Here is a 19,684-nt window from a genome sequence, read left to right on the forward strand (position 1 = left end):
AATTGCATGACGCGCACCTCGCAACAAGAATGCCGGAGCATTCTTGAAAAAAAAGTATTTGTATCTCAAGGGGCAATGGATTATAATATAGGTATTAAAATGATTAAATGCGAAAGGGGTTTATTGATGAAAAAGCATATTAAGAATAGCGCATTATTACTATGTATTGTAGCTGGTCTGATTATTATTATTAATAAGCTGATCAGTGTTTTCTCACATATGACAGACCATTTACCGACCGGTGGTGGAAAATATTATCACTGGAAGTATGGAAATATCTATTATACAAAAAGCGGAAAAGGAAAGCCTGTATTACTGATCCATGATCTGGATCCGACCTCATCTTCTTATGAGTGGAAGGCAGTGATCAAAAAAATGTCTGAGGATCATACCGTATATGCCATTGATTTATTAGGATGTGGACGCTCTGAAAAACCGAATATGACATACACCAATTATTTATATGTTCAGTTAGTAAATGATTTTATCCATGCAGTAATTGAAGAAAAGACAGATGTTATTGCTACAGGAGATTCCCTTTCTTTTGTAATTATGGGATGTCAGATGGAATCTAAATACTATGATAAGATCATCGGAGTAACACCAACTGACTTGTACGAACTGGCAAAAGCACCGGGACGTAGAAAAAATATGCTGAAGTTCCTGATTGAACTGCCAATTATCGGTACGTTTATTTATAATATGGAAGTAAGTAAGAACCGGATCATTGATGCATTTGTAAATAACTACTATTACAAAGGACACATGGTTTCTGAAAAAACGATCCAGACTTACTATCAGGCAGCACATATTGGTGATGGCGGTGGAAAATATCTGCTTGCAAGTATCAAAAGTTATTACACAAATATCAATGTGGTATCTGCAATTAAAAAGATCAACAACAGCATTTGTCTGATCGGTGGAAAAGAGCATCCGTTTATTGAAGATGTTATTAATGATTATCAGGAGTTCAATCCAGCGATTGAAGATGCATATATTCCGAATACTACTTGTCTTCCACAGATGGAAGCACCGGATAAATTTGTACATCTGGTAAATATTATTCTTCACTCATAATGATAAAAAGACACAGCAAATATGTTTCACGTGAAACATTTCTGTTGTGTCTTTTTTGACTGATAAATTCAGAAAAATAGAACTGCTATTTTTCAACAACAGTTCTATTTCTATTACAATTTTATTATTTTGTGATTTTGTCATTCGTCAAGTGTAATCAATATATTTTCTCTCTTATATTTTTTATACCATATATTTGTTATTTAAGTGGTAACTTTGCAGGTGTACCTGCTTTTCTTGGATATTTCTTTGGTGTATCTTTTACTTTCTTAATACAAACCAGTGCACGTCTCAGATCGGAATCCGGTAACTGGAATTTGTCTACGGAAGTAAGTTTTCCACCAAGAATAGAAATCGCCTTCTTTCCTTCCTGAATTTCTGCATCAGAATCTGCGGATTTGTAGGAAACAAATAATCCACCTTTTTTTACAAATGGCAAACAGTATTCTGTAAGTACTGCCAGATTGGAGACTGCACGTGAAACACAGAGATCATACTGCTGTCTGTGCGTAGCATTGGAAGCCATCTCTTCTGCTCTTCCGTGAACGGCAGATACTTTTTTTAGGCCAAGTGCATCGATCACTTCCTGAAGGAACAGGATTCTTTTGTTCAGAGAATCCATCAGGGTAATCTCTAATTCCGGAAATGCAATTTTTAACGGAATACCCGGGAAACCGGCACCGGTTCCAAGATCGATGACGGTCAGTTTCTGACTGGCAATATCCGGAATCACGCGGATCAGAGAAAGACTGTCCAGAAAATGTTTCTGAATGACTTCTTCGTATTCTGTAATGCCAGTAAGGTTCATTACTTTATTTTTTTCTACAAGCATTTCATAATACTGCAGAAACTGTTCTATCTGTTCGTCTGTCAGAGTGATGTTCAGTTCTTCCAGACCGTGTTTGAATTTGGTCAGATCATAACTCATACGTTTATTTATCCTGTTCTTGTTCTTTTTTCTGCTGATAGTGTAATTGTTCCAAATATACTAAAATGACAGAAATGTCCGCCGGGGACACACCCGAAATACGGGAAGCCTGTCCGATGGAGATCGGCTGATACAGGTTCAGTTTCTGCTGTGCTTCCATGCGTAAACCGCTGATCTGATTGTAATCAAAGTTTGGCGGCAGCTTTTTGCTTTCCAGTTTCTTAAACTGTTTTACCTGTTTGATCTGGCGTTTGATATATCCGTCATATTTAATATTGATATTTACCTGTTCGCGGACGTCCTCTGTCAGTTCCGGACGTTCCGGATCAATCGGTGCCAAAACATCATAATTTAATTCCGGACGGCGAATCAGTTCTGCAAGGGATGTACCGGTATTGAGTGGCTGGCTGTTGTACTCTGCCATCAATTTCTGTACCGGTGCGGATGCTCCTAAATGAACATTTTCCACACGCTGTACTTCTTCTTCGATGAGCTGTTCCTTTTTTACAACATAGTCATAACGTTCCTGCGGAATTAATCCGACTTCGTAACCGTGTCTGGTCAGACGCAGATCAGCGTTATCCTGACGGAGTAACAGTCTGTATTCTGCACGGGAAGTCATCATACGGTATGGTTCATGGTTTTCTTTTGTAACCAGATCATCGATCAATACGCCAATGTAGGATTCGGAACGATCCAGAATCAGCGGTTCTCTACCTTTTACTTTCATAGCAGCATTGATTCCGGCAATCAGTCCCTGAGCTGCTGCTTCTTCATATCCGGAACTTCCGTTAAACTGTCCACCACTGAACAGACCGGAGATTTCCTTAAATTCCAGAGACGGATACAGCTGACGCGGATTGATACAGTCATACTCAATTGCGTAGGCATTCCTTACAATCTTGACATTCTCTAATCCCGGTACAGTGTGGTACATCGCATACTGTACATCTTCAGGAAGGGAGCTGGACATACCGCCGATATACATTTCATTGGTGTGAATTCCTTCTGGTTCAATGAATACCTGATGGCGGTTTTTATCTGCAAATTTCACTACTTTGTCTTCGATAGACGGACAGTAACGAGGACCGGTTCCTTCGATCATGCCGGAAAAAAGCGGGGATCGGCTTAAATTTTCGCGGATAATCTCATGTGTTTTTTCGTTGGTATAGGTCAACCAGCAGCTGACCTGATCGATCTGTACATCATCCGGATTGGTTGTAAATGAGAACGGTACGACTCTCTCATCGCCGAGCTGTTCCTGCATTTTGGAAAAATCAACGGAACGTCTGTCGATACGTGCCGGTGTACCTGTTTTGAAACGGAACATTTCTACTCCATTTGCAACCAGGGAATCGGTCAGATGGTTAGCTGCCTGCAGTCCGTTTGGCCCGGTGTGATTGACCACATCTCCGTAAAGACAGCGGGCTTTCAGATAAGTACCGGTACAAAGTACGACCGCTTTTGCATAATACTCTGCTCCTGAAAACGTTTTCACACCACGAATTTGCTTATCTTCTACCATTAATTCGGTAACCTCTGCCTGACGCAGTGTCAGATGGTCGGTGTTTTGCAATACCTGTCTCATTCTGGCACTGTAATCGGCTTTGTCCGCCTGTGCACGCAGGGAATGAACGGCAGGTCCTTTTGATTTATTTAACATTTTAGACTGGATAAAGGTATGGTCGATATTGACGCCCATCTCACCGCCTAAGGCATCGATTTCGCGCACCAGATGACCTTTGGAGCTGCCTCCGATATTCGGATTACACGGCATCATGGCTACGCTTTCAATGCTGATGGTAAAAAGAATGGTTTCCAGTCCCAGTCGTGCGCAGGCAAGGGCTGCTTCGCAGCCCGCATGACCTGCGCCGACGATACAAACATCATAATTTTCTTTTATAACTGGCATATATTTTTCCTCATAGAAATATTACTTTATATTACAACTGCTATATAACAAATGGAAAATACTATCATATTTTCTATTGATTATATAACATACAAACAATATACAAAATAAACATTACTCCATGTTTTTACAAAGAGAATTTATCCGAGTAGATATTTGTAATCTACTTATAGTACTTGTTCATAATCTAATTATTATTTCACAAAACAATAATTGAGCTAAATCCTGTTAGTTTATTTACCCATACAGAATTTACTGAAGATCTCATTTACCAGATCCTCACCCACAGATTCGCCGATAATCGTGCCTAAGACCTCATAGGCATTCATCATATCAATGGTAAAGAAATCTTCCGGCATTCCGTCGTCTATGCTCTGTAACACCATTTTCAGGCTGCTCTCTGCCTCTGCCAGAGCATTTTTCTGACGGATATTTGTGATATATACTTCATCATTGAAGGACAGTTTTCCACTGAAAAACATCTCCTCAATGAGTTTTTCCAGCTCATGGATTCCGGTGTTATTTTTTGCTGAAATGGAAAGAATCGGTTTGTCTAAACGTTCCTGTAAAATGGCTGCATCAGTCTTGGCATCCAGATCGGATTTATTTAACAGAACGATTGCTTTCTTATCCTGAATGGCTTCAATGATCTCCTGGTCGTTTTCATCCAGTTCTGTAGAGGAATCCACAACATAGATGATCAAGTCTGCTTTTTCAATATATTCTCTGGATTTGTTGACACCGATTTTTTCAACAATATCTTCTGTGTCGCGGATCCCGGCAGTATCAATGACGTTTAATCCAATGCCACCGATCTGAATCTGCTCTTGCAGAATATCGCGTGTTGTACCGGCAATCTCTGTAACAATGGCACGCTCCTCTCCCACCAGAATATTCAGCAGGGAGGATTTTCCGGCGTTTGGTTTTCCGACGATGGCGGTGTTGATACCTTCTTTTAACATTTTTCCGTTATCGGAAGAATCCAGCAGTTTTTTTACTTTGGAGTGGGCATCGCTCATGATCCCACGTAACTGCTCCGGATAGCCATCCAGTGAAACGTGCTCCGGATCATCCAGAGCGGATTCGATAAAGGCGATCTCATGCAGTACAACGGCACGGATGTCCTTTATTTTCTCCAAAACGGCGCCCTGTAACTGGCTGACGGAGCTCTTTAGCGCCAGTTCATTTTGGGCGTTAATTACGTCGATTACGGACTCTGCCTGGGACAGATCAATACGTCCGTTTAAGAATGCCCGTTTGGTAAACTCTCCCGGTTCTGCCGGGCGGGCTCCATATTTTAAAACTGTTTCCAGTATTTTTTTCATAACCAGAACACCACCGTGACAGTCGATTTCGATGGTATCTTCGCAGGTATAACTGCGCGGTGCTTTCATGATCAGAAGCATAACTTCATCTACTACTTCTTCACCGTCTACCACATAGCCATAATGGATGGTATGTGTCTCCATATCGGAAACCTTGCGGCTTCCCTTTTTTGGACGAAAAATGCGATCTGCAACTTCTAATGCTTCGTCACCGCTGATGCGGACGATTCCGATACCGGAATTAGACATGGCTGTTGCAATCGCTGCGATTGTATCAGTTTTCATATTTGTGTTCTTCTCTCAGATTAAATATTAATATACTTTCGGAACATTTCAAAATAGTTATTTTGTTATAATCAAAGAATCCGAAAGTATCTAATAGAAAATAAATTAGATGGTGGGGTCAAAAGATGCCATACGAATTGTTTCGTACTTCGTACTCTCACAATTATGCATCTTGTTTTTTATTATAATATTTTTATTTCATAACGTAAAGAAAACTTTCAGCAAAAGACGGATGCCGGACGATAGGTTAATTTTCATCGTGGCTGCGAGCATAGCCCGCTTCCGTGAGTGTGTTTGAGCTTGCTGGTTTTGCAAGTGAGTTCGCGGAAGGAAGCGGATATAAGCGGCGCAGCAGACACAGAAAATTATCCGTGTCCACATCCGTCTTTGCTGAAAGTTTTTTAATTTAAAATAAACTCAAAAATTACTGTCTTTTTAATGTAATTACAACATGTCTGTAAGGCTCATCACCTTCGCTGTGTGTAGAAACGTAACGGTCATTCTGCAATGCGGAATGGATCACACGTCTCTCAAATGGGTTCATCGGCTCAAGGGATACTGCTTTTTTCGTACGTTTTACTTTGTAAGCAATATTCCTTGCGAGATTTTCCAGTGTCTCTTTTCTTCTCTTACGGTAATCCTCTGTATCAAGTTTTACTCTGGTATAAGTCTCAGAATGTTTGTTGATCGCGAGGTTTGTAAGGTACTGTAAAGAGTCAAGTGTCTGACCACGTTTGCCGATCAGAACACCCATCTCATTGCCTTTCAGCTCTACATCGTATACATTTTCTTCATCGGAAGGTTTGATCAGAATCTCAACTTCCAGTCCCATAGCGTCAAATACCTGAGAAAGGAAATTTCTGATATGATCTACAACGGTATATTTTTTACGGGCTTTGATCTTTGCCGGTTTACTGTTGAATCCAAGAAATCCTGAACTGCCTTTTTCTAACACTTCATACTCAATCTGATCGCTTGTTACGCCAAACTCAACCAGAGCGTTTGTAAGTGCATCATCAACAGTTTTTCCTGTAAATTCGATAAAATCCATTACAATGCCCTCCCCTATTTTGTATTTTTGTTATTAAAATCTTTTACAAGATTTGCTTTGGAAGCCATGCTTCCCTCTTTGTATTTTTTGTTTGTATCCTGTTTCACATCTTTTGTGGAAACGGAAGCTGCTTTGTCTGCCATAGATCTGTACTGGATATTACGAGTGTTTACTTTGGCAGCGTTTGCGATCTGTTCGCCGGCTACGCCTTTTTTCTCAATTTTCTTCTTATTCTTTGCAGCTGCTTTTGCCTGGTTCTCTTTGATCACTTTCTCAAGATCCATCTTATCAAAATGCTTGTTCAGAAGGAACTGCTGGAAGCTTCGAATTACGGAACCTGCGATCCAGTAGATACCAACACCGACCGGAAGGAAGAATACGATGAATACAGAATATAAAGGCATCATGTAGTTCATCATCTTCATCTGACCTGCCATAGCTTCCTGCTGTCCGCCGTTTGAAGCTGCCTGTGGCATCAGACGGATATTCAGGAACTGTGTTAAAGCTGCAAGGATCGGTACAAGTAAAGCCAGAATAATCAGTACATAATGTCCTTCGTGAGCACTTGTTGTAATAATTGTCTTCGGAGAATATACGATATTGATTCCGAGGAAGTTATTAAAATGCTCTACTGCAGACTGGGTACTTGCAATAACATCTGACAGACCGCTGAATTTATCCTGGAGTAATGTCCAGTTATCGCTGGTACATTTGTACAATACGTCAACGATAGAATCATGAGCCTGCTGAGTCGTTCCTGAAAAATTCAGAGAAATACCACGGAATACGGAGTTTTTCTTGGAAACTGTCTCAAGGAAACTGTTCATGGTATCCTGATATCCGCTGGTACCCATAATACCGGTTACAACGCCGTCAAATGTACTCTTAACGTTTGTGATGTATGCCGGTACATTGTAAATAACACGATAGAGAGCAAACAGGATCGGGAGCTGGATCAGCATAAATACACAGCTACCGGACGGGGATACGCCGTATTTCTGGTAAACGGCCTGTGTCTCTTCATTCATTGCCTGAACAGATGCCTGATCTCTTCGGTTTTTATACTTTTTCTGAATTGCCTGAATCTCAGGATTCATGATCTGTGACATCTTTGAGAACTTCTGCTGCTTGTAGGTAAGCGGAAGTAAGCAAAGATAGATAACAATCGTAAATAAGATGATTGTTAAACCTACGTTCTGGATGTGTAAAAATTTATCCATAAAAGCGTAGATTGCGTTCATAAGGTAACCGAGTACCTTTGCGATTGGTCCTAAAATCTTACCTGAATTCTGAGTAAGTAAAAATAAGGAATCCATCTGGTTGCCTCCTATAATCATGGAACCGGATCGTAACCACCCTTTGAGAACGGATTACAGCGTAAAATGCGCCAGAGCGCAAGTAATCCACCCTTCCATGCTCCATACTTCTCTACCGCTTCCAGTCCATAGGTGGAACAGGTCGGGTAATACGGACATTTCGTGGTTTTCATCGGAGAAATATATTTACGATACCATTTTATTAAAAAAATCAATATTTTTTTCAATGTGATTCCATCTTCTTTTCTTCGGGGTTCATAATTTTCTGAAGATTTCCCAAGTGCAGCAATGCGGATTCGATTTCGTGATATGATGCGTTTTTTGCGCCTGCCCTTGCGATGACTACAATGTCCCAACCACTATGGAACATCTCTTCATGCAGTCTGTAACTTTCTCTTACTAATCTGGTAATATGGTGCCGGACAACACTGTTACCAACTTTCTTACTAACGGAAATTCCTAATCTGTTTCTGTCCGAGTCATTTTTCAGCGTATACATGACTAAAAGTCTGTTTGCATAAGATCTACCTTCCCGGTAAACTGTCCGGAAATCTCTGTTCTTTTTTAATGATTCTGAAAAATGCATGTCTCTTGTCCTCTGATTTACAACAATTTGTCTAAAGAGAAGAAAAGACCACAAACGTTGTGGCCTAAGCTGTTAATTTTTTTCTTCCTTTTAATCTTCTAGCGGCCAAAACTTTTCTTCCGCCTGCTGTACTCATTCTTTTTCTGAAACCGTGAACTTTCGCTCTCTGTCTCTTTTTCGGCTGATAAGTCATTTTCATATGTGATACACCTCCATTCCTCGTAGCATCATTTCGGATGATAACAAAAAAAGTCAGACAAGTCAATAGAAAATTGAAAAGTTTTAGAAAAACGTGTAAAACGCCCGAAAATCCATTTTTGCCCCGTCTATTATCCCCTGTACGGTTCGGAAGTTTTCATTGAAAAATGGCGCGATTTGAGTTATCATAGACATTGGATACTTACCGCTACTAATAAAGAAATGGAGATAGTTATGCAGTTAGTCGAAGAAAAATGGAGTGAGATCCTTCTGACTGTAAAACGGGAACATGAGCTGACAGATATTTCTTTTAATACCTGGTTGAAGCCGCTTCAGATCTTTTCTATCCAGAATAACCGCATTTTTGTACTGGTTTCCAGTGAGCAGATGGGACTTACTTATATTAATAAGAAGTATTACCTTCCACTCAAGGTTGCAGTGGCAGAGATCATCGGGATGGAATATGAGATTGAATTTGTTCTTCCGGAGCAGGCCAGAAAACTCAAAATGCCGCATCCGGCGCGGCAGGCTACGACAGAGGAAGCGGAACGGTCGAACCTGAATCCGAACTATACATTCGATACATTTGTAGTGGGAAATAATAACCGGTTTGCACAGTCAGCGTCGCTGGCAGTGGCAGAATCACCCGGAGAAATCTACAATCCGCTGTTTTTATATGGTGGTGTAGGTCTGGGAAAGACACATCTGATGCATTCCATTGCACATTTTATTCAGGAAAATCATCCGGGGATGAAGGTGCTGTACGTTTCATCGGAAACATTTACCAATGAACTGATTGAGGCGATTAGAAATGGCAATAATACTGCTATGAGCCGTTTTCGGGAGAAATACCGCAGTATCGATGTGCTTCTGATCGATGATGTGCAGTTTATTATAGGAAAAGAAAGCACGCAGGAAGAATTTTTCCATACCTTTAATGAACTTCATGTGGCGAAAAAGCAGATCATTTTGTCCAGTGACCGTCCGCCAAAGGAAATGGAGACATTAGAAGAACGCATCCGTTCCCGTTTTGAATGGGGACTTCTGGCAGATATCGGTTCGCCGGATTATGAAACCCGTATGGCAATCCTGAAAAAGAAAGCGGAGCGGGATGGATTTGAGCTGAGTGATGAGATCCTGAATTACATAGCGGTCAATATTAAGTCGAACATCCGTGAACTGGAAGGTGCCTTAAATAAGCTGATGGCGTACGTCAATCTGGTTCAGACGGAGATCACCATGGAGATCGCGCAGAAGGAATTGCAGAATATCATTTCACCGGACAAGCCCCGCATTGTGACACCACAGCTCATTATGGAAGTGGTTGCGGAGCATTTTGGCATCAGTATCGAACAGATTTTGTCAAAATCCCGGAGTAATGATGTGGCAAAACCAAGGCAGATTGCCATGTATCTGTGTAAAAATATGACGGATGCATCGCTGGAAGCCATTGGAAAAGTGCTTGGCGGCAGAGATCACTCCACGGTGGTTCATGGGATTAAGAAGGTGGCAGAGGATGTCAGTGCAGATGAAGCTGTTGCAAAGACGGTAGAGACGATCAAGAAGAAAATTAACCCAAATTAAGTGGACAATATGTGGATAAACAGATGAAACATGCTGATTACATGTTGATATACGTGTAGATAACAGAGGAAAGCGTTGTGGAAATCTGTGGAAAAACGGAAATCTCAGGTATCACGTTGAGAGAAAATGTACGTGAGATCCTTTAAGGTGTGCTCTGATGCCGGAGAAAAACGGAATTTTTCACAGATTGTCCCCAAACTGTAAGTAGCAAATCCACAGCAAAAACAGAAAAAAATATGGTGAAAATCTGCTTAACGTAAGGTGGTGGAACGTTATCCACTTATACACATGCGCTAAGACGATTACGACGAAAACCATTTATATATAGATATATTATGTGAAGCTATGATGCCTGAAAGGAGTTATTAACATTATGAAAATAATCTGTTCAAAAGCAAACCTGGTAAAAGGTGTCAGCATTGTATCAAAGGCTGTTCCGTCCAGAACAACCATGCCGATTCTGGAATGTATTCTTATTGATGCATCGGCAAATGAGATCAAGCTGACTGCGAATGATATGGAACTTGGAATAGAGACCGTGATTGAAGGAGAGATCGTTGAGAGAGGAATCATCGCACTGGATGCAAAATTCTTTTCTGAGATTGTTCGTAAACTTCCGGATAATGAGGTTGTGATCGAGTCGGATGATTCTTTCCAGACCATCATTACCTGTGAAAAAGCAAAATTTACCATCGCAGGAAAATCCGGTGAAGATTTTTCTTATCTTCCATATATTGAGAAAAATGAGTCCATCACCATTTCCCAGTTTACGTTAAAGGATGTGGTACGCCAGACCATTTTCTCTATCGCAGATAACGATACAAACAAACTGATGACCGGTGAACTTTTTGAAATCAACGAGAACCGTCTGAGAGTTGTATCTCTGGACGGACACCGTATTTCCATCCGAAATATCGAGTTAAAAGAAAACTACAGTCCGTTAAAGGTTGTCGTTCCTGGAAAGACACTTCAGGAGATCAGCAAGATCCTGACAGGTGAAGCTGAGGATATGGTGGATATTTATTTTGCAGACAACCACATTTTATTTGAGTTTGATCAGACAAAGGTGGTATCAAGACTGATCGAAGGCGAGTATTTCCACATTGATCAGATGCTTTCTTCTGATTATGATACAAAGGTAAAAGTAAACAAACGTGAGTTTTTAAGTTGTATTGACCGTGCAACTCTGCTGATCCGTGAGGGTGACAAGAAACCGATCATCCTGAACATTCAGGACGGAAGCCTTCAGTTAAAGATCAATTCCTTTGCAGGTTCCATGAATGAGGAACTTGAGATCGACAAAGAGGGAAAAGATCTGCTGATCGGATTTAACCCGCGTTTCTTTATCGATGCACTTCGTGCCATTGATGATGAAGAAGTTACTTTATATATGGTAAACCCGAAGGCACCTTGCTTTATCAAGGATGATGCAGGCACTTATACATACCTGATTCTTCCGGTTAACTTTAACGCAGCAACCGTATAAACGCAGTGGTGTCAGTAATACAGAAAACAGAGGTTTGGTTGTAGAACCTTTTGTAAGGTTTTACGATTAAACGGAAGATGGGAGAGACAAATGGAAAAAGTTATCATCAGAGATGATTTTATCAAACTTGGCCAGGCCATGAAGCTTGCAGGTATGGTTGGCTCCGGTGTGGATGCCAAAATGCTGATCCAGGACGGACAGGTAGAGGTCAACGGAGAGGTAGAATACCAGCGCGGCAAAAAGCTCCACGAAGGAGATGTCATTACATTTAACGGAGAGAGTGTTCAGATCGGCAAATGATTATAAAATCACTGGAATTAAAGAATTTTCGCAACTATCAGGCTCTCGGCATCGCTTTTGATGCCGGAACCAATATCTTGTACGGAGATAATGCCCAGGGAAAGACGAATGTGCTGGAATCCCTGTATGTCAGCGGAACCACAAAGTCCCACAAAGGCAGCAAGGACAAGGAAATGATCCGCTTTGACGCGGACGAGGCACATATCCGCACCATTGTGGAAAAAAACGGTGTGGAAAACAGGATTGATATTCATCTGAAGAAAAACAGTGCCAAGGGAATCGCAGTCAACGGCATTCCGATCCGGAAAGCCGGAGAACTGTTTGGAATCCTGAATCTGGTTGTTTTTTCTCCGGAAGATTTGAATATTATCAAAGACGGACCGGCGGGGCGCCGCAGATTCATGGATATGGAATTAAGTCAGTTAGACAGCATTTACCTGCACAATCTGACGAAATATCACAAGATTTTGCAGCAGCGTAACAAACTGCTGAAGGACATCCATTTCCGGCCGGATCTGGAGGCAACGCTTCCGGTGTGGGATGAGCAGCTGGTGCTCTATGGAACGAAGATCATTCAGCGCCGACAGGCGTTTTTGCAGGAACTGAATAAAATGGTTCGGGGAATCCATCAGAATATTTCCGGAAATAAGGAAACGCTGCAACTTGTGTATGAACCGTCTGCCACGGCAGAGGAGCTGGCGGCGCGCATGGAGGAATCCCGCATGAAGGATCTGAAAATGGGAATGACGTCTTACGGACCGCACAGGGATGATATTTCCTTCCTGATCAATGAGACGGACATCCGCAAATACGGTTCCCAGGGGCAGCAGAGGACATCTGCACTTTCGTTAAAACTGGCGGAGATCGAGCTGGTAAAACAGCTGATCCACGATACGCCGGTATTACTTCTGGATGATGTGTTGTCAGAACTTGACAGCAACCGGCAGAATTATCTGCTGAACAGCATCCATGATATTCAGACCATCATCACATGTACGGGTCTGGATGAATTTGTTAAAAATAGATTTCACATAAATAAAGTGTTTTTCGTCAGGGAAGGCACGATAGCAGAACAGTAGGAGGACAGGAATGAGTACAGAATACGGTGGAGATCAGATTCAGATTTTGGAAGGTCTCGAAGCAGTACGAAAAAGACCGGGTATGTATATCGGAAGTACTTCTTCCCGCGGACTTCACCATCTTGTATACGAGATTGTGGATAACGCAGTGGATGAGGCACTTGCAGGATTTTGCTCGGAGATAAATGTAGTGATCAATGAAGGTGATACCATTACCGTTACCGATAACGGCCGTGGAATTCCGGTAGACATCAACCACAAAGCTGGAAAACCGGCGGTAGAGGTTGTATTTACCATTCTGCATGCAGGCGGAAAATTTGGCGGTGGAGGGTACAAGGTATCCGGCGGACTGCACGGTGTAGGTGCTTCCGTAGTAAACGCCCTTTCGAACTGGCTGGAAGTTCAGGTATGCAGAGACGGACACATTTATCAGCAGCGTTATGAGCGTGGAAAAACCATGTATCCGCTGAAAATCGTTGGTGACTGCCCGGCAGAGCAGACTGGTACAAAAGTAACGTTCTCTCCGGATGGAAGCATTTTTGAGGATACTGTATATGACTATGATGTACTGCGTCAGCGTCTGCGTGAAATGGCATTCCTGACCAAAAACCTGCGCATCGTTCTGACAGACAAGAGACCGGGACAGGAGCGCACAGAAACCTTCCATTACGAAGGCGGTATCAAAGAGTTTGTTCAGTATCTGAACAAGAGCAAAGAAGCTCTGTATGAAAACGTTATTTACTGTGAGGGAGAGCGTGACGGTGTCTATGTAGAGGTTGCAATGCAGCACAATGACTCCTACAACGAATCAACCTTCAGTTTTGTAAACAATATCACGACTCCGGAAGGTGGTACGCATCTTGCCGGATTCAGAAATGCCCTGACAAAGACATTTAACTCTTATGCAAAGGCAAACAAACTGGTGAAAGAAAACGAAGCAGCACTTTCCGGCGAGGATATCCGTGAGGGTCTGACCGCTATCATCAGTGTTAAAATCTCTGAGCCTCAGTTTGAGGGACAGACAAAACAGAAACTTGGAAACAGCGAAGCCCGCGGTGCGGTAGACAGCGTGGTAAGTGAGCAACTTACTTATTTCTTAGAGCAGAATCCGACGGTTGCAAAGACAATCTGCGAGAAATCCCTGCTGGCACAGCGTGCCCGTGAGGCAGCCCGTAAAGCCCGTGATCTGACCAGAAGAAAAACCGCTCTGGAGGGAATGTCTCTTCCGGGAAAACTGGCAGACTGCTCCGATAAAGATCCGAAAAACTGCGAGATTTACATTGTAGAGGGTGATTCCGCCGGTGGTTCCGCAAAGACAGCAAGAAGCCGTGCAACACAGGCAATTCTTCCGCTGCGTGGAAAAATCCTGAACGTAGAGAAAGCAAGACTGGATAAGATTTATGGAAATGCCGAGATCAAAGCCATGATCACTGCTTTCGGAACCGGTATCCATGAGGATTTTGATATTACAAAACTGCGTTATCACAAGATCATCATTATGACCGATGCCGATGTGGATGGTGCTCATATCAGTACCTTACTGCTGACCTTCCTGTATCGTTTCATGCCGGAACTGATCAAACAGGGTTATGTATATCTGGCACAGCCGCCACTGTACAAACTGGAGAAAAACAAAAAAGTATGGTACGCATACAGTGATGAGCAGTTAAATGCCATTCTGGCAGAAGTAGGACGTGACTCCAGCAACAAGATCCAGCGATACAAAGGACTGGGCGAGATGGATGCAGAACAGCTCTGGGAGACAACCATGGATCCGGAAAAACGAATCCTGCGCCGTGTCACCATGGACGAAGCTGCAACTGCAGAGATTGACCTTACATTCACAACCCTGATGGGAGACAAAGTAGAGCCGCGTCGTGACTTCATCGAAGCCAATGCGAAATACGTAGAGAACTTAGATGTATAGCAAGTGAGGAAAATACATACATGCGTTATGCTGGCATAAAAGAAGGTATGTATTTGACGAACGTAACATCTATGAGCAAGAAGCGAAGTGGATTGCGAATGGATGAATCAGACATTGTAATGTCTGATTTGCTATACATTATACATGATGTAGTGACAGACGAAACGTAGTAAGGGAAAAATAGAATATTGAAATTTATACAGAAACTGGAAGTGAAAAACCACAAAGTGAGACGGTAGGGCGATTTTCGTTATCGGAGTGAGCATAGCCCGCCTCCGTGAGTGTGTTTGAGCTTGCTGATCTTGCAAGCGAGTTCGCGGAAGGAGGCGGAAATAAGCGGCGCAACGAAGATAGAAAATCGTCCGTGTCTGCGTGTGGTTTTTCACAACAGTTTCGTAAAAAATAAAACACATTTTCCCGCAGCAAAGAGAGGAATATAAATGGACGACAAGATATTTGATCAGATCCACGACGTGGACCTGAAGAAAACCATGGAGAAATCCTACATCGATTATGCCATGAGCGTAATCGCATCCAGAGCTCTTCCGGATGTCAGAGATGGATTAAAACCGGTACAGCGCCGTGTTCTCTACTCCATGATCGAATTGAACAACGGACCGGACAAACCGCATCGTAAATGTGCGCGTATTGTCGGTGATACAATGGGTAAATATCATCCACACGGAGACAGCTCTATCTATGGTGCTCTGGTAAACATGGCACAGGAATGGTCTACACGTTATCCACTGGTGGATGGTCACGGAAACTTTGGTTCTGTAGATGGTGACGGAGCAGCCGCCATGCGTTACACTGAGGCGCGTCTGAGCCGGATTTCCATGGAAATGCTGGCTGACATCAACAAAAATACCGTTGATTTTCAGCCAAACTTCGATGAGACAGAGAAAGAGCCGGTAGTGCTTCCTTCCAGATACCCGAACCTTCTGGTAAACGGAACCACAGGTATCGCCGTAGGTATGGCGACAAACATTCCGCCACACAACCTGCGTGAAGTCATCGGTGCTGTTGTAAAAATCATTGATAACCGTGTAGAAGAAGACAGAGACACAACCATTGAGGAAATTTTGGATGTTGTCAAAGGTCCGGATTTCCCGACCGGAGGCATGATTCTTGGTACCGCAGGTATTGAGGAAGCATATCGTACCGGACGTGGCAAGATTCGTGTGCGTGCCGTGACAGATATCGAGCCGATGCCAAATGGCAAAAACCGTATCGTTGTTACAGAACTTCCATACATGGTAAATAAAGCCCGTCTCATTGAGAAAATTGCTGAATTGGTAAAAGATAAACGTGTGGACGGTATCACAGATCTCCGTGATGAGTCTGACCGTCAGGGTATGCGTGTATGTATCGAGTTGAGAAAAGACGTAAACCCGAACGTTATCTTAAATCAGTTATTTAAACATACACAGCTTCAGGATACATTTGGTGTTATCATGCTGGCTCTGGTCAATAATGAGCCGAAGGTATTAAACCTGCTTGATATGCTGAAATATTACCTGAAACATCAGGAAGACGTTGTAACAAGACGTACAAAATTTGAATTAAACAAAGCAGAAGAACGTGCCCATATTTTACAGGGCTTACTGATCGCGCTGGATAACATTGATGAAGTAATCTCCATCATCCGTGGCAGCCGTACGACACAGGAAGCAAAAACAAGATTAATGGAGCGTTTTGGTCTGACCGATGCACAGTCTCAGGCAATCGTAGATATGCGACTGAGATCTCTGACCGGTCTGGAACGCGAGAAGCTGGAAGCTGAGTACAAAGAGCTGATGGCACGTATCGCTGAGTTGAAAGCAATCCTGGCAGATGAGAAAAAACTGCTTGGTGTTATCAAAGAAGAAATCATGGTGATCAGTGCTAAATATGGCGATGACAGACGTACATCCATCGGATACGATGAGTACGATATTTCCATGGAAGACCTGATTCCAGTGACAAATACTGTCATTGCAATGACAAAACTTGGCTATATCAAACGTATGAGCGCTGATAATTTCCGTGCACAGCATCGTGGCGGTCGTGGTATCAAAGGTATGGAGACCATCGATGATGATTATATTGAGGAGCTGTTTATGACAACTTCCCACCATTATCTGATGTTCTTTACCAATACCGGAAAAGTATACCGTATGAAGGCTTACGAGATTCCGGAGGCAAGCAGAACGGCCCGCGGAACTGCTATTATCAACCTGTTGCAGCTGGCACCGGGTGAGAAGATCACAGCTGTTATTCCGATCAAGGAGTACAAAGAGGGCTGGTATCTGTTTATGGCAACCAAGAACGGTATTGTTAAGAAAACATCAATCACCGATTATGCAAATGTCAGAAAGACAGGTCTGGCAGCGATTACGTTACGAGAAGATGATGAACTGATCGAGGTTAAATTTACCGATGATTCACAGGATATTTTCCTTGTGACAAAATACGGTCAGTGTATCCGTTTCCATGAGACTGATGTAAGAAGCACCGGTCGTGTATCCATGGGGGTTATCGGTATGAGTCTGACAGACGGTGATGAAGTAGTCGGCATGCAGCTCAACACTCAGGGTGAGCATCTGCTGATCGTATCTGAGCGTGGACTTGGAAAACGTACTTCCATTGATGAATTTACTGCTCAGAACCGTGGCGGTAAAGGTGTAAAATGCTACAAGATCACAGAGAAGACCGGAAATCTGGTTGGCGTGAAGGCTGTAAATGATGATAACGAGATCATGATCATCAACACTGAGGGCATTATCATCCGTATGAAAGTCAGTGATATTTCTATCCTTGGTCGTGTCACATCAGGCGTGAAACTGATCAACATGGAAGATGATGTGAAAGTAGCAAGTATCACCAAAGTCAAAGAAGATGAGACTTTAGAAGGTGAAGAAGTTGCAGAGGATGCCAAAGGTATCGAAGCAGAGACTGCGACAGAGGCAGCAGGCGATGAGCAAGAGTAATCTGCTGACGGAAGAAGCATTTTCAAATGGAGAAAATGCGGAGACATATGAACAGTTAGATCTGTCGGAGCTGATCTATGGTATGCCCATGGGCGAAGCAGATTTTATGCTGAACGAGGCGCAGGAAATCCAGTACAATGAAATGTGTCAGGATTGCAGACAGGATTGCAAGCAGAGTTTTCGCTGTCAGGTGGTGGAATGCCCGAAGTTCAGGGTGAGAAGAAGCAGGAAGAAAAGATAAGACGGTTGAGATGTGCAGAATGATTATGGAAATGTCATATGGCACGCAGTTTGCAGAATGAATATAAAAAACTATCTTTGCATTGTGTGTGCTTAAGCACAGAAAAACTTAGGCTTAGAATCCTTGTATCCACCGAAAAAACAAATTAAAATGGCGTTAACCAAAAGACATAAAGGTAGCGCAAAGGAGCCAACACCGAATATGGTGCGGGCTCCTTTTTTAAACCCAATACGTCCTCTCAGCTTGTAAACCTGAATGTGGGATTTGGAAATAAAGCAATCGGAGATGCCATCAAGGCACAGGTAGATAAATTCTGTTTTGTGGGACCGGCTTATGCGGCAGAAAGCAGAGCAACTCTTGGAAAAATAATCATTGATCGGCTTCCGGATAATTTCGGCAAAGTATTTTTCACAAATGCCGGTGCGGATGCCAATGAAAATGCGATAAAAATCGCCCGTATGTATACAGGAAGAAAAAGAGAAACATCCGTGTATCGGTGATGTTCGTTACATCGGTCTTTTCTCATCCATTGAGCTTGTCAAAGACAGAGAAACAAAAGAACCGTTAGTACCATATGGCAAAGATCCGGAAGGAACCATGGGCAAGATCATCGGTATGTTAAAGGCAAAGAAATTTATGACCTATTCCCACGAAAATATGATTTTTGTCAACCCGGCGTTGATCATTACCGAGGAGCAGCTGCGTGAGGAAATGGTAAAAGTAGATGAAGTATTAACGGAGGTGGATTCATGGCTCACTATCTGACCCCGGAACATATTTTTACCGGAAGGGACTGCCTCTCTGAGGCGGTCGGATATCTGAAACAATGCGGGAAAAAGGCGCTGCTGGTGACGGGACCGCATGTGGTGAAATCGGAGATGTTTGCCGATTGCTTATCGTGATGGAAAAAATCGAGAAGCCAGACATCAGATGGCACTGGCGGCATTAGAGGCAGGAATCTGCATCAACAATTCCAGTGTGACACTGGTGCATGGACTGAGCCGCCCAATCGGAGCACTGTTTCATGTGGCGCATGGTATTTCCAATGCCATGGTGCTGAAGGCATGCTTTTCCTTCGCATTAGAAGGGACGTATGAGCGGTTTGCAGACCTTGCAAGGGCAATTGGTGTGGCAGATGCTCAAATGGGCGATATCGCGGCAGCAGAGCAGTTCCTAAAAGCGATCGAGCATATTTGTGAGGTGTGTGAAGTGCCGACGTTAGAGAAGTATGGAATTCCGCGAGAGGAGTTCTATGCGGCGATTCCGAAGATGGCGCAGGATGCGCTGGATAGCGGAAGTCCGGGAAATACACGGAAGGCGCCGACCTTTGAGGATTGTCAGGAGATTTATAAGGCGACGTATGCCAGGTAGAAGTTCAAGTCGAACGCACGTGAGACTTGGTGCGTGATTCTGGTCAGCG

The 19,684-nt window shown here is 42.9% G+C and carries 18 protein-coding genes and 1 pseudogene; 11 read left to right on the plus strand and 8 right to left on the minus strand.

Annotated features, from left to right (window positions below):
• Positions 1-126 precede the first annotated feature (126 nt).
• On the plus strand, positions 127-1,077 hold the full coding sequence (locus tag LG34_RS08265; protein WP_109215663.1) for an alpha/beta hydrolase: 951 nt from the start codon (positions 127-129) through the stop codon (positions 1,075-1,077).
• A gap of 199 nt (positions 1,078-1,276) precedes the next feature.
• Here LG34_RS08265 and rsmG read toward each other — a convergent pair whose 3' ends face one another.
• The 8 genes from rsmG to rpmH all read right to left on the minus strand — a co-directional run bounded on the left by rsmG (position 1,277) and on the right by rpmH (position 8,679).
• Positions 1,277-2,005: a 16S rRNA (guanine(527)-N(7))-methyltransferase RsmG gene (rsmG, locus tag LG34_RS08270; protein ID WP_109215664.1), complete on the minus strand. Its 729-nt coding sequence runs from the start codon at positions 2,003-2,005 to the stop codon at positions 1,277-1,279.
• A gap of 4 nt (positions 2,006-2,009) precedes the next feature.
• Positions 2,010-3,917, minus strand: coding sequence for a tRNA uridine-5-carboxymethylaminomethyl(34) synthesis enzyme MnmG (mnmG, locus tag LG34_RS08275; protein WP_109215665.1), 1,908 nt, complete (start codon positions 3,915-3,917; stop codon positions 2,010-2,012).
• Positions 3,918-4,150: 233 nt separating this feature from the next.
• Positions 4,151-5,527 (minus strand): tRNA uridine-5-carboxymethylaminomethyl(34) synthesis GTPase MnmE, encoded by a 1,377-nt coding sequence (gene mnmE / locus LG34_RS08280; protein ID WP_109215666.1) that lies wholly within the window; start codon positions 5,525-5,527, stop codon positions 4,151-4,153.
• 424 nt (positions 5,528-5,951) lie between these two features.
• Positions 5,952-6,578: an RNA-binding cell elongation regulator Jag/EloR gene (gene jag / locus LG34_RS08285; protein WP_109215667.1), complete on the minus strand. Its 627-nt coding sequence runs from the start codon at positions 6,576-6,578 to the stop codon at positions 5,952-5,954.
• Positions 6,579-6,592: 14 nt separating this feature from the next.
• Positions 6,593-7,894, minus strand: a complete 1,302-nt coding sequence (locus tag LG34_RS08290; protein ID WP_109215668.1) for a YidC/Oxa1 family membrane protein insertase — start codon at positions 7,892-7,894, stop codon at positions 6,593-6,595.
• Between the two features lie 17 nt (positions 7,895-7,911).
• A complete protein-coding gene (yidD, locus tag LG34_RS08295; protein ID WP_021738094.1) occupies positions 7,912-8,121 on the minus strand; it encodes a membrane protein insertion efficiency factor YidD in 210 nt (69 codons plus the stop codon).
• A complete protein-coding gene (gene rnpA, locus LG34_RS08300; RefSeq protein WP_109215669.1) occupies positions 8,118-8,480 on the minus strand; it encodes a ribonuclease P protein component in 363 nt (120 codons plus the stop codon). The genes yidD and rnpA overlap by 4 nt, the downstream gene beginning before the upstream one ends.
• Before the next feature lie 64 nt (positions 8,481-8,544).
• Positions 8,545-8,679 (minus strand): 50S ribosomal protein L34, encoded by a 135-nt coding sequence (rpmH, locus tag LG34_RS08305; RefSeq protein ID WP_021738092.1) that lies wholly within the window; start codon positions 8,677-8,679, stop codon positions 8,545-8,547.
• A gap of 233 nt (positions 8,680-8,912) precedes the next feature.
• Between rpmH and dnaA the strand changes: the two genes are divergently transcribed.
• The 10 genes and pseudogenes from dnaA to LG34_RS08350 all read left to right on the plus strand — a co-directional run bounded on the left by dnaA (position 8,913) and on the right by LG34_RS08350 (position 19,635).
• Entirely contained in the window at positions 8,913-10,262 is a 1,350-nt protein-coding gene (gene dnaA, locus LG34_RS08310; RefSeq protein ID WP_109215670.1) for a chromosomal replication initiator protein DnaA, read from the plus strand.
• Between the two features lie 373 nt (positions 10,263-10,635).
• The gene (gene dnaN / locus LG34_RS08315; protein ID WP_109215671.1) at positions 10,636-11,748 is read left to right on the plus strand and encodes a DNA polymerase III subunit beta; all 1,113 of its coding nucleotides are present in this window, start codon (positions 10,636-10,638) and stop codon (positions 11,746-11,748) included.
• 90 nt (positions 11,749-11,838) lie between these two features.
• Positions 11,839-12,048: an RNA-binding S4 domain-containing protein gene (locus tag LG34_RS08320; protein WP_021738089.1), complete on the plus strand. Its 210-nt coding sequence runs from the start codon at positions 11,839-11,841 to the stop codon at positions 12,046-12,048.
• Complete coding sequence (gene recF, locus LG34_RS08325) at positions 12,045-13,127, plus strand: DNA replication/repair protein RecF (protein WP_109215672.1); 1,083 nt, start codon at positions 12,045-12,047, stop codon at positions 13,125-13,127. The genes LG34_RS08320 and recF overlap by 4 nt, the downstream gene beginning before the upstream one ends.
• 10 nt (positions 13,128-13,137) lie before the next feature.
• Complete coding sequence (gene gyrB, locus LG34_RS08330) at positions 13,138-15,054, plus strand: DNA topoisomerase (ATP-hydrolyzing) subunit B (RefSeq protein ID WP_109215673.1); 1,917 nt, start codon at positions 13,138-13,140, stop codon at positions 15,052-15,054.
• A gap of 440 nt (positions 15,055-15,494) precedes the next feature.
• Positions 15,495-18,023 (plus strand): DNA gyrase subunit A, encoded by a 2,529-nt coding sequence (gene gyrA, locus LG34_RS08335; RefSeq protein ID WP_109215674.1) that lies wholly within the window; start codon positions 15,495-15,497, stop codon positions 18,021-18,023.
• A complete protein-coding gene (locus LG34_RS08340; RefSeq protein ID WP_109215675.1) occupies positions 18,010-18,264 on the plus strand; it encodes a hypothetical protein in 255 nt (84 codons plus the stop codon). Before gyrA ends, LG34_RS08340 begins: the two co-directional genes overlap by 14 nt.
• 233 nt (positions 18,265-18,497) lie before the next feature.
• Positions 18,498-19,029: pseudogene (locus tag LG34_RS08345) on the plus strand (aminotransferase class III-fold pyridoxal phosphate-dependent enzyme); the annotation flags it as partial.
• Positions 19,014-19,166 (plus strand): hypothetical protein, encoded by a 153-nt coding sequence (locus LG34_RS16720; RefSeq protein ID WP_181369330.1) that lies wholly within the window; start codon positions 19,014-19,016, stop codon positions 19,164-19,166. The pseudogene LG34_RS08345 and the gene LG34_RS16720, both read left to right, overlap by 16 nt.
• On the plus strand, positions 19,147-19,635 hold the full coding sequence (locus tag LG34_RS08350; RefSeq protein ID WP_109215676.1) for an iron-containing alcohol dehydrogenase: 489 nt from the start codon (positions 19,147-19,149) through the stop codon (positions 19,633-19,635). The genes LG34_RS16720 and LG34_RS08350 overlap by 20 nt, the downstream gene beginning before the upstream one ends.
• Positions 19,636-19,684: the final 49 nt, after the last annotated feature.

The sequence above is a fragment of the Eubacterium ramulus genome (genome assembly GCF_003122485.1).
Taxonomy (GTDB): Bacteria; Bacillota; Clostridia; order Lachnospirales; family Lachnospiraceae; genus Eubacterium_I; species Eubacterium_I ramulus_A.

Excerpts from the sequence above, each read along its gene's own strand:
- LG34_RS08265 (WP_109215663.1), top strand. The coding sequence starts at position 127 with ATGAAAAAGCATATTAAGAATAGCGCATTATTACTATGTATTGTAGCT.
- rsmG (WP_109215664.1), bottom strand. The coding sequence starts at position 2,005 with ATGAGTTATGATCTGACCAAATTCAAACACGGTCTGGAAGAACTGAAC.
- mnmG (WP_109215665.1), bottom strand. The coding sequence starts at position 3,917 with ATGCCAGTTATAAAAGAAAATTATGATGTTTGTATCGTCGGCGCAGGT.
- mnmE (WP_109215666.1), bottom strand. The coding sequence starts at position 5,527 with ATGAAAACTGATACAATCGCAGCGATTGCAACAGCCATGTCTAATTCC.
- jag (WP_109215667.1), bottom strand. The coding sequence starts at position 6,578 with ATGGATTTTATCGAATTTACAGGAAAAACTGTTGATGATGCACTTACA.
- LG34_RS08290 (WP_109215668.1), bottom strand. The coding sequence starts at position 7,894 with ATGGATTCCTTATTTTTACTTACTCAGAATTCAGGTAAGATTTTAGGA.
- rnpA (WP_109215669.1), bottom strand. The coding sequence starts at position 8,480 with ATGCATTTTTCAGAATCATTAAAAAAGAACAGAGATTTCCGGACAGTT.
- rpmH (WP_021738092.1), bottom strand. The coding sequence starts at position 8,679 with ATGAAAATGACTTATCAGCCGAAAAAGAGACAGAGAGCGAAAGTTCAC.
- dnaA (WP_109215670.1), top strand. The coding sequence starts at position 8,913 with ATGCAGTTAGTCGAAGAAAAATGGAGTGAGATCCTTCTGACTGTAAAA.
- dnaN (WP_109215671.1), top strand. The coding sequence starts at position 10,636 with ATGAAAATAATCTGTTCAAAAGCAAACCTGGTAAAAGGTGTCAGCATT.
- LG34_RS08320 (WP_021738089.1), top strand. The coding sequence starts at position 11,839 with ATGGAAAAAGTTATCATCAGAGATGATTTTATCAAACTTGGCCAGGCC.
- recF (WP_109215672.1), top strand. The coding sequence starts at position 12,045 with ATGATTATAAAATCACTGGAATTAAAGAATTTTCGCAACTATCAGGCT.
- gyrB (WP_109215673.1), top strand. The coding sequence starts at position 13,138 with ATGAGTACAGAATACGGTGGAGATCAGATTCAGATTTTGGAAGGTCTC.
- gyrA (WP_109215674.1), top strand. The coding sequence starts at position 15,495 with ATGGACGACAAGATATTTGATCAGATCCACGACGTGGACCTGAAGAAA.
- LG34_RS08340 (WP_109215675.1), top strand. The coding sequence starts at position 18,010 with ATGAGCAAGAGTAATCTGCTGACGGAAGAAGCATTTTCAAATGGAGAA.
- LG34_RS16720 (WP_181369330.1), top strand. The coding sequence starts at position 19,014 with ATGGCTCACTATCTGACCCCGGAACATATTTTTACCGGAAGGGACTGC.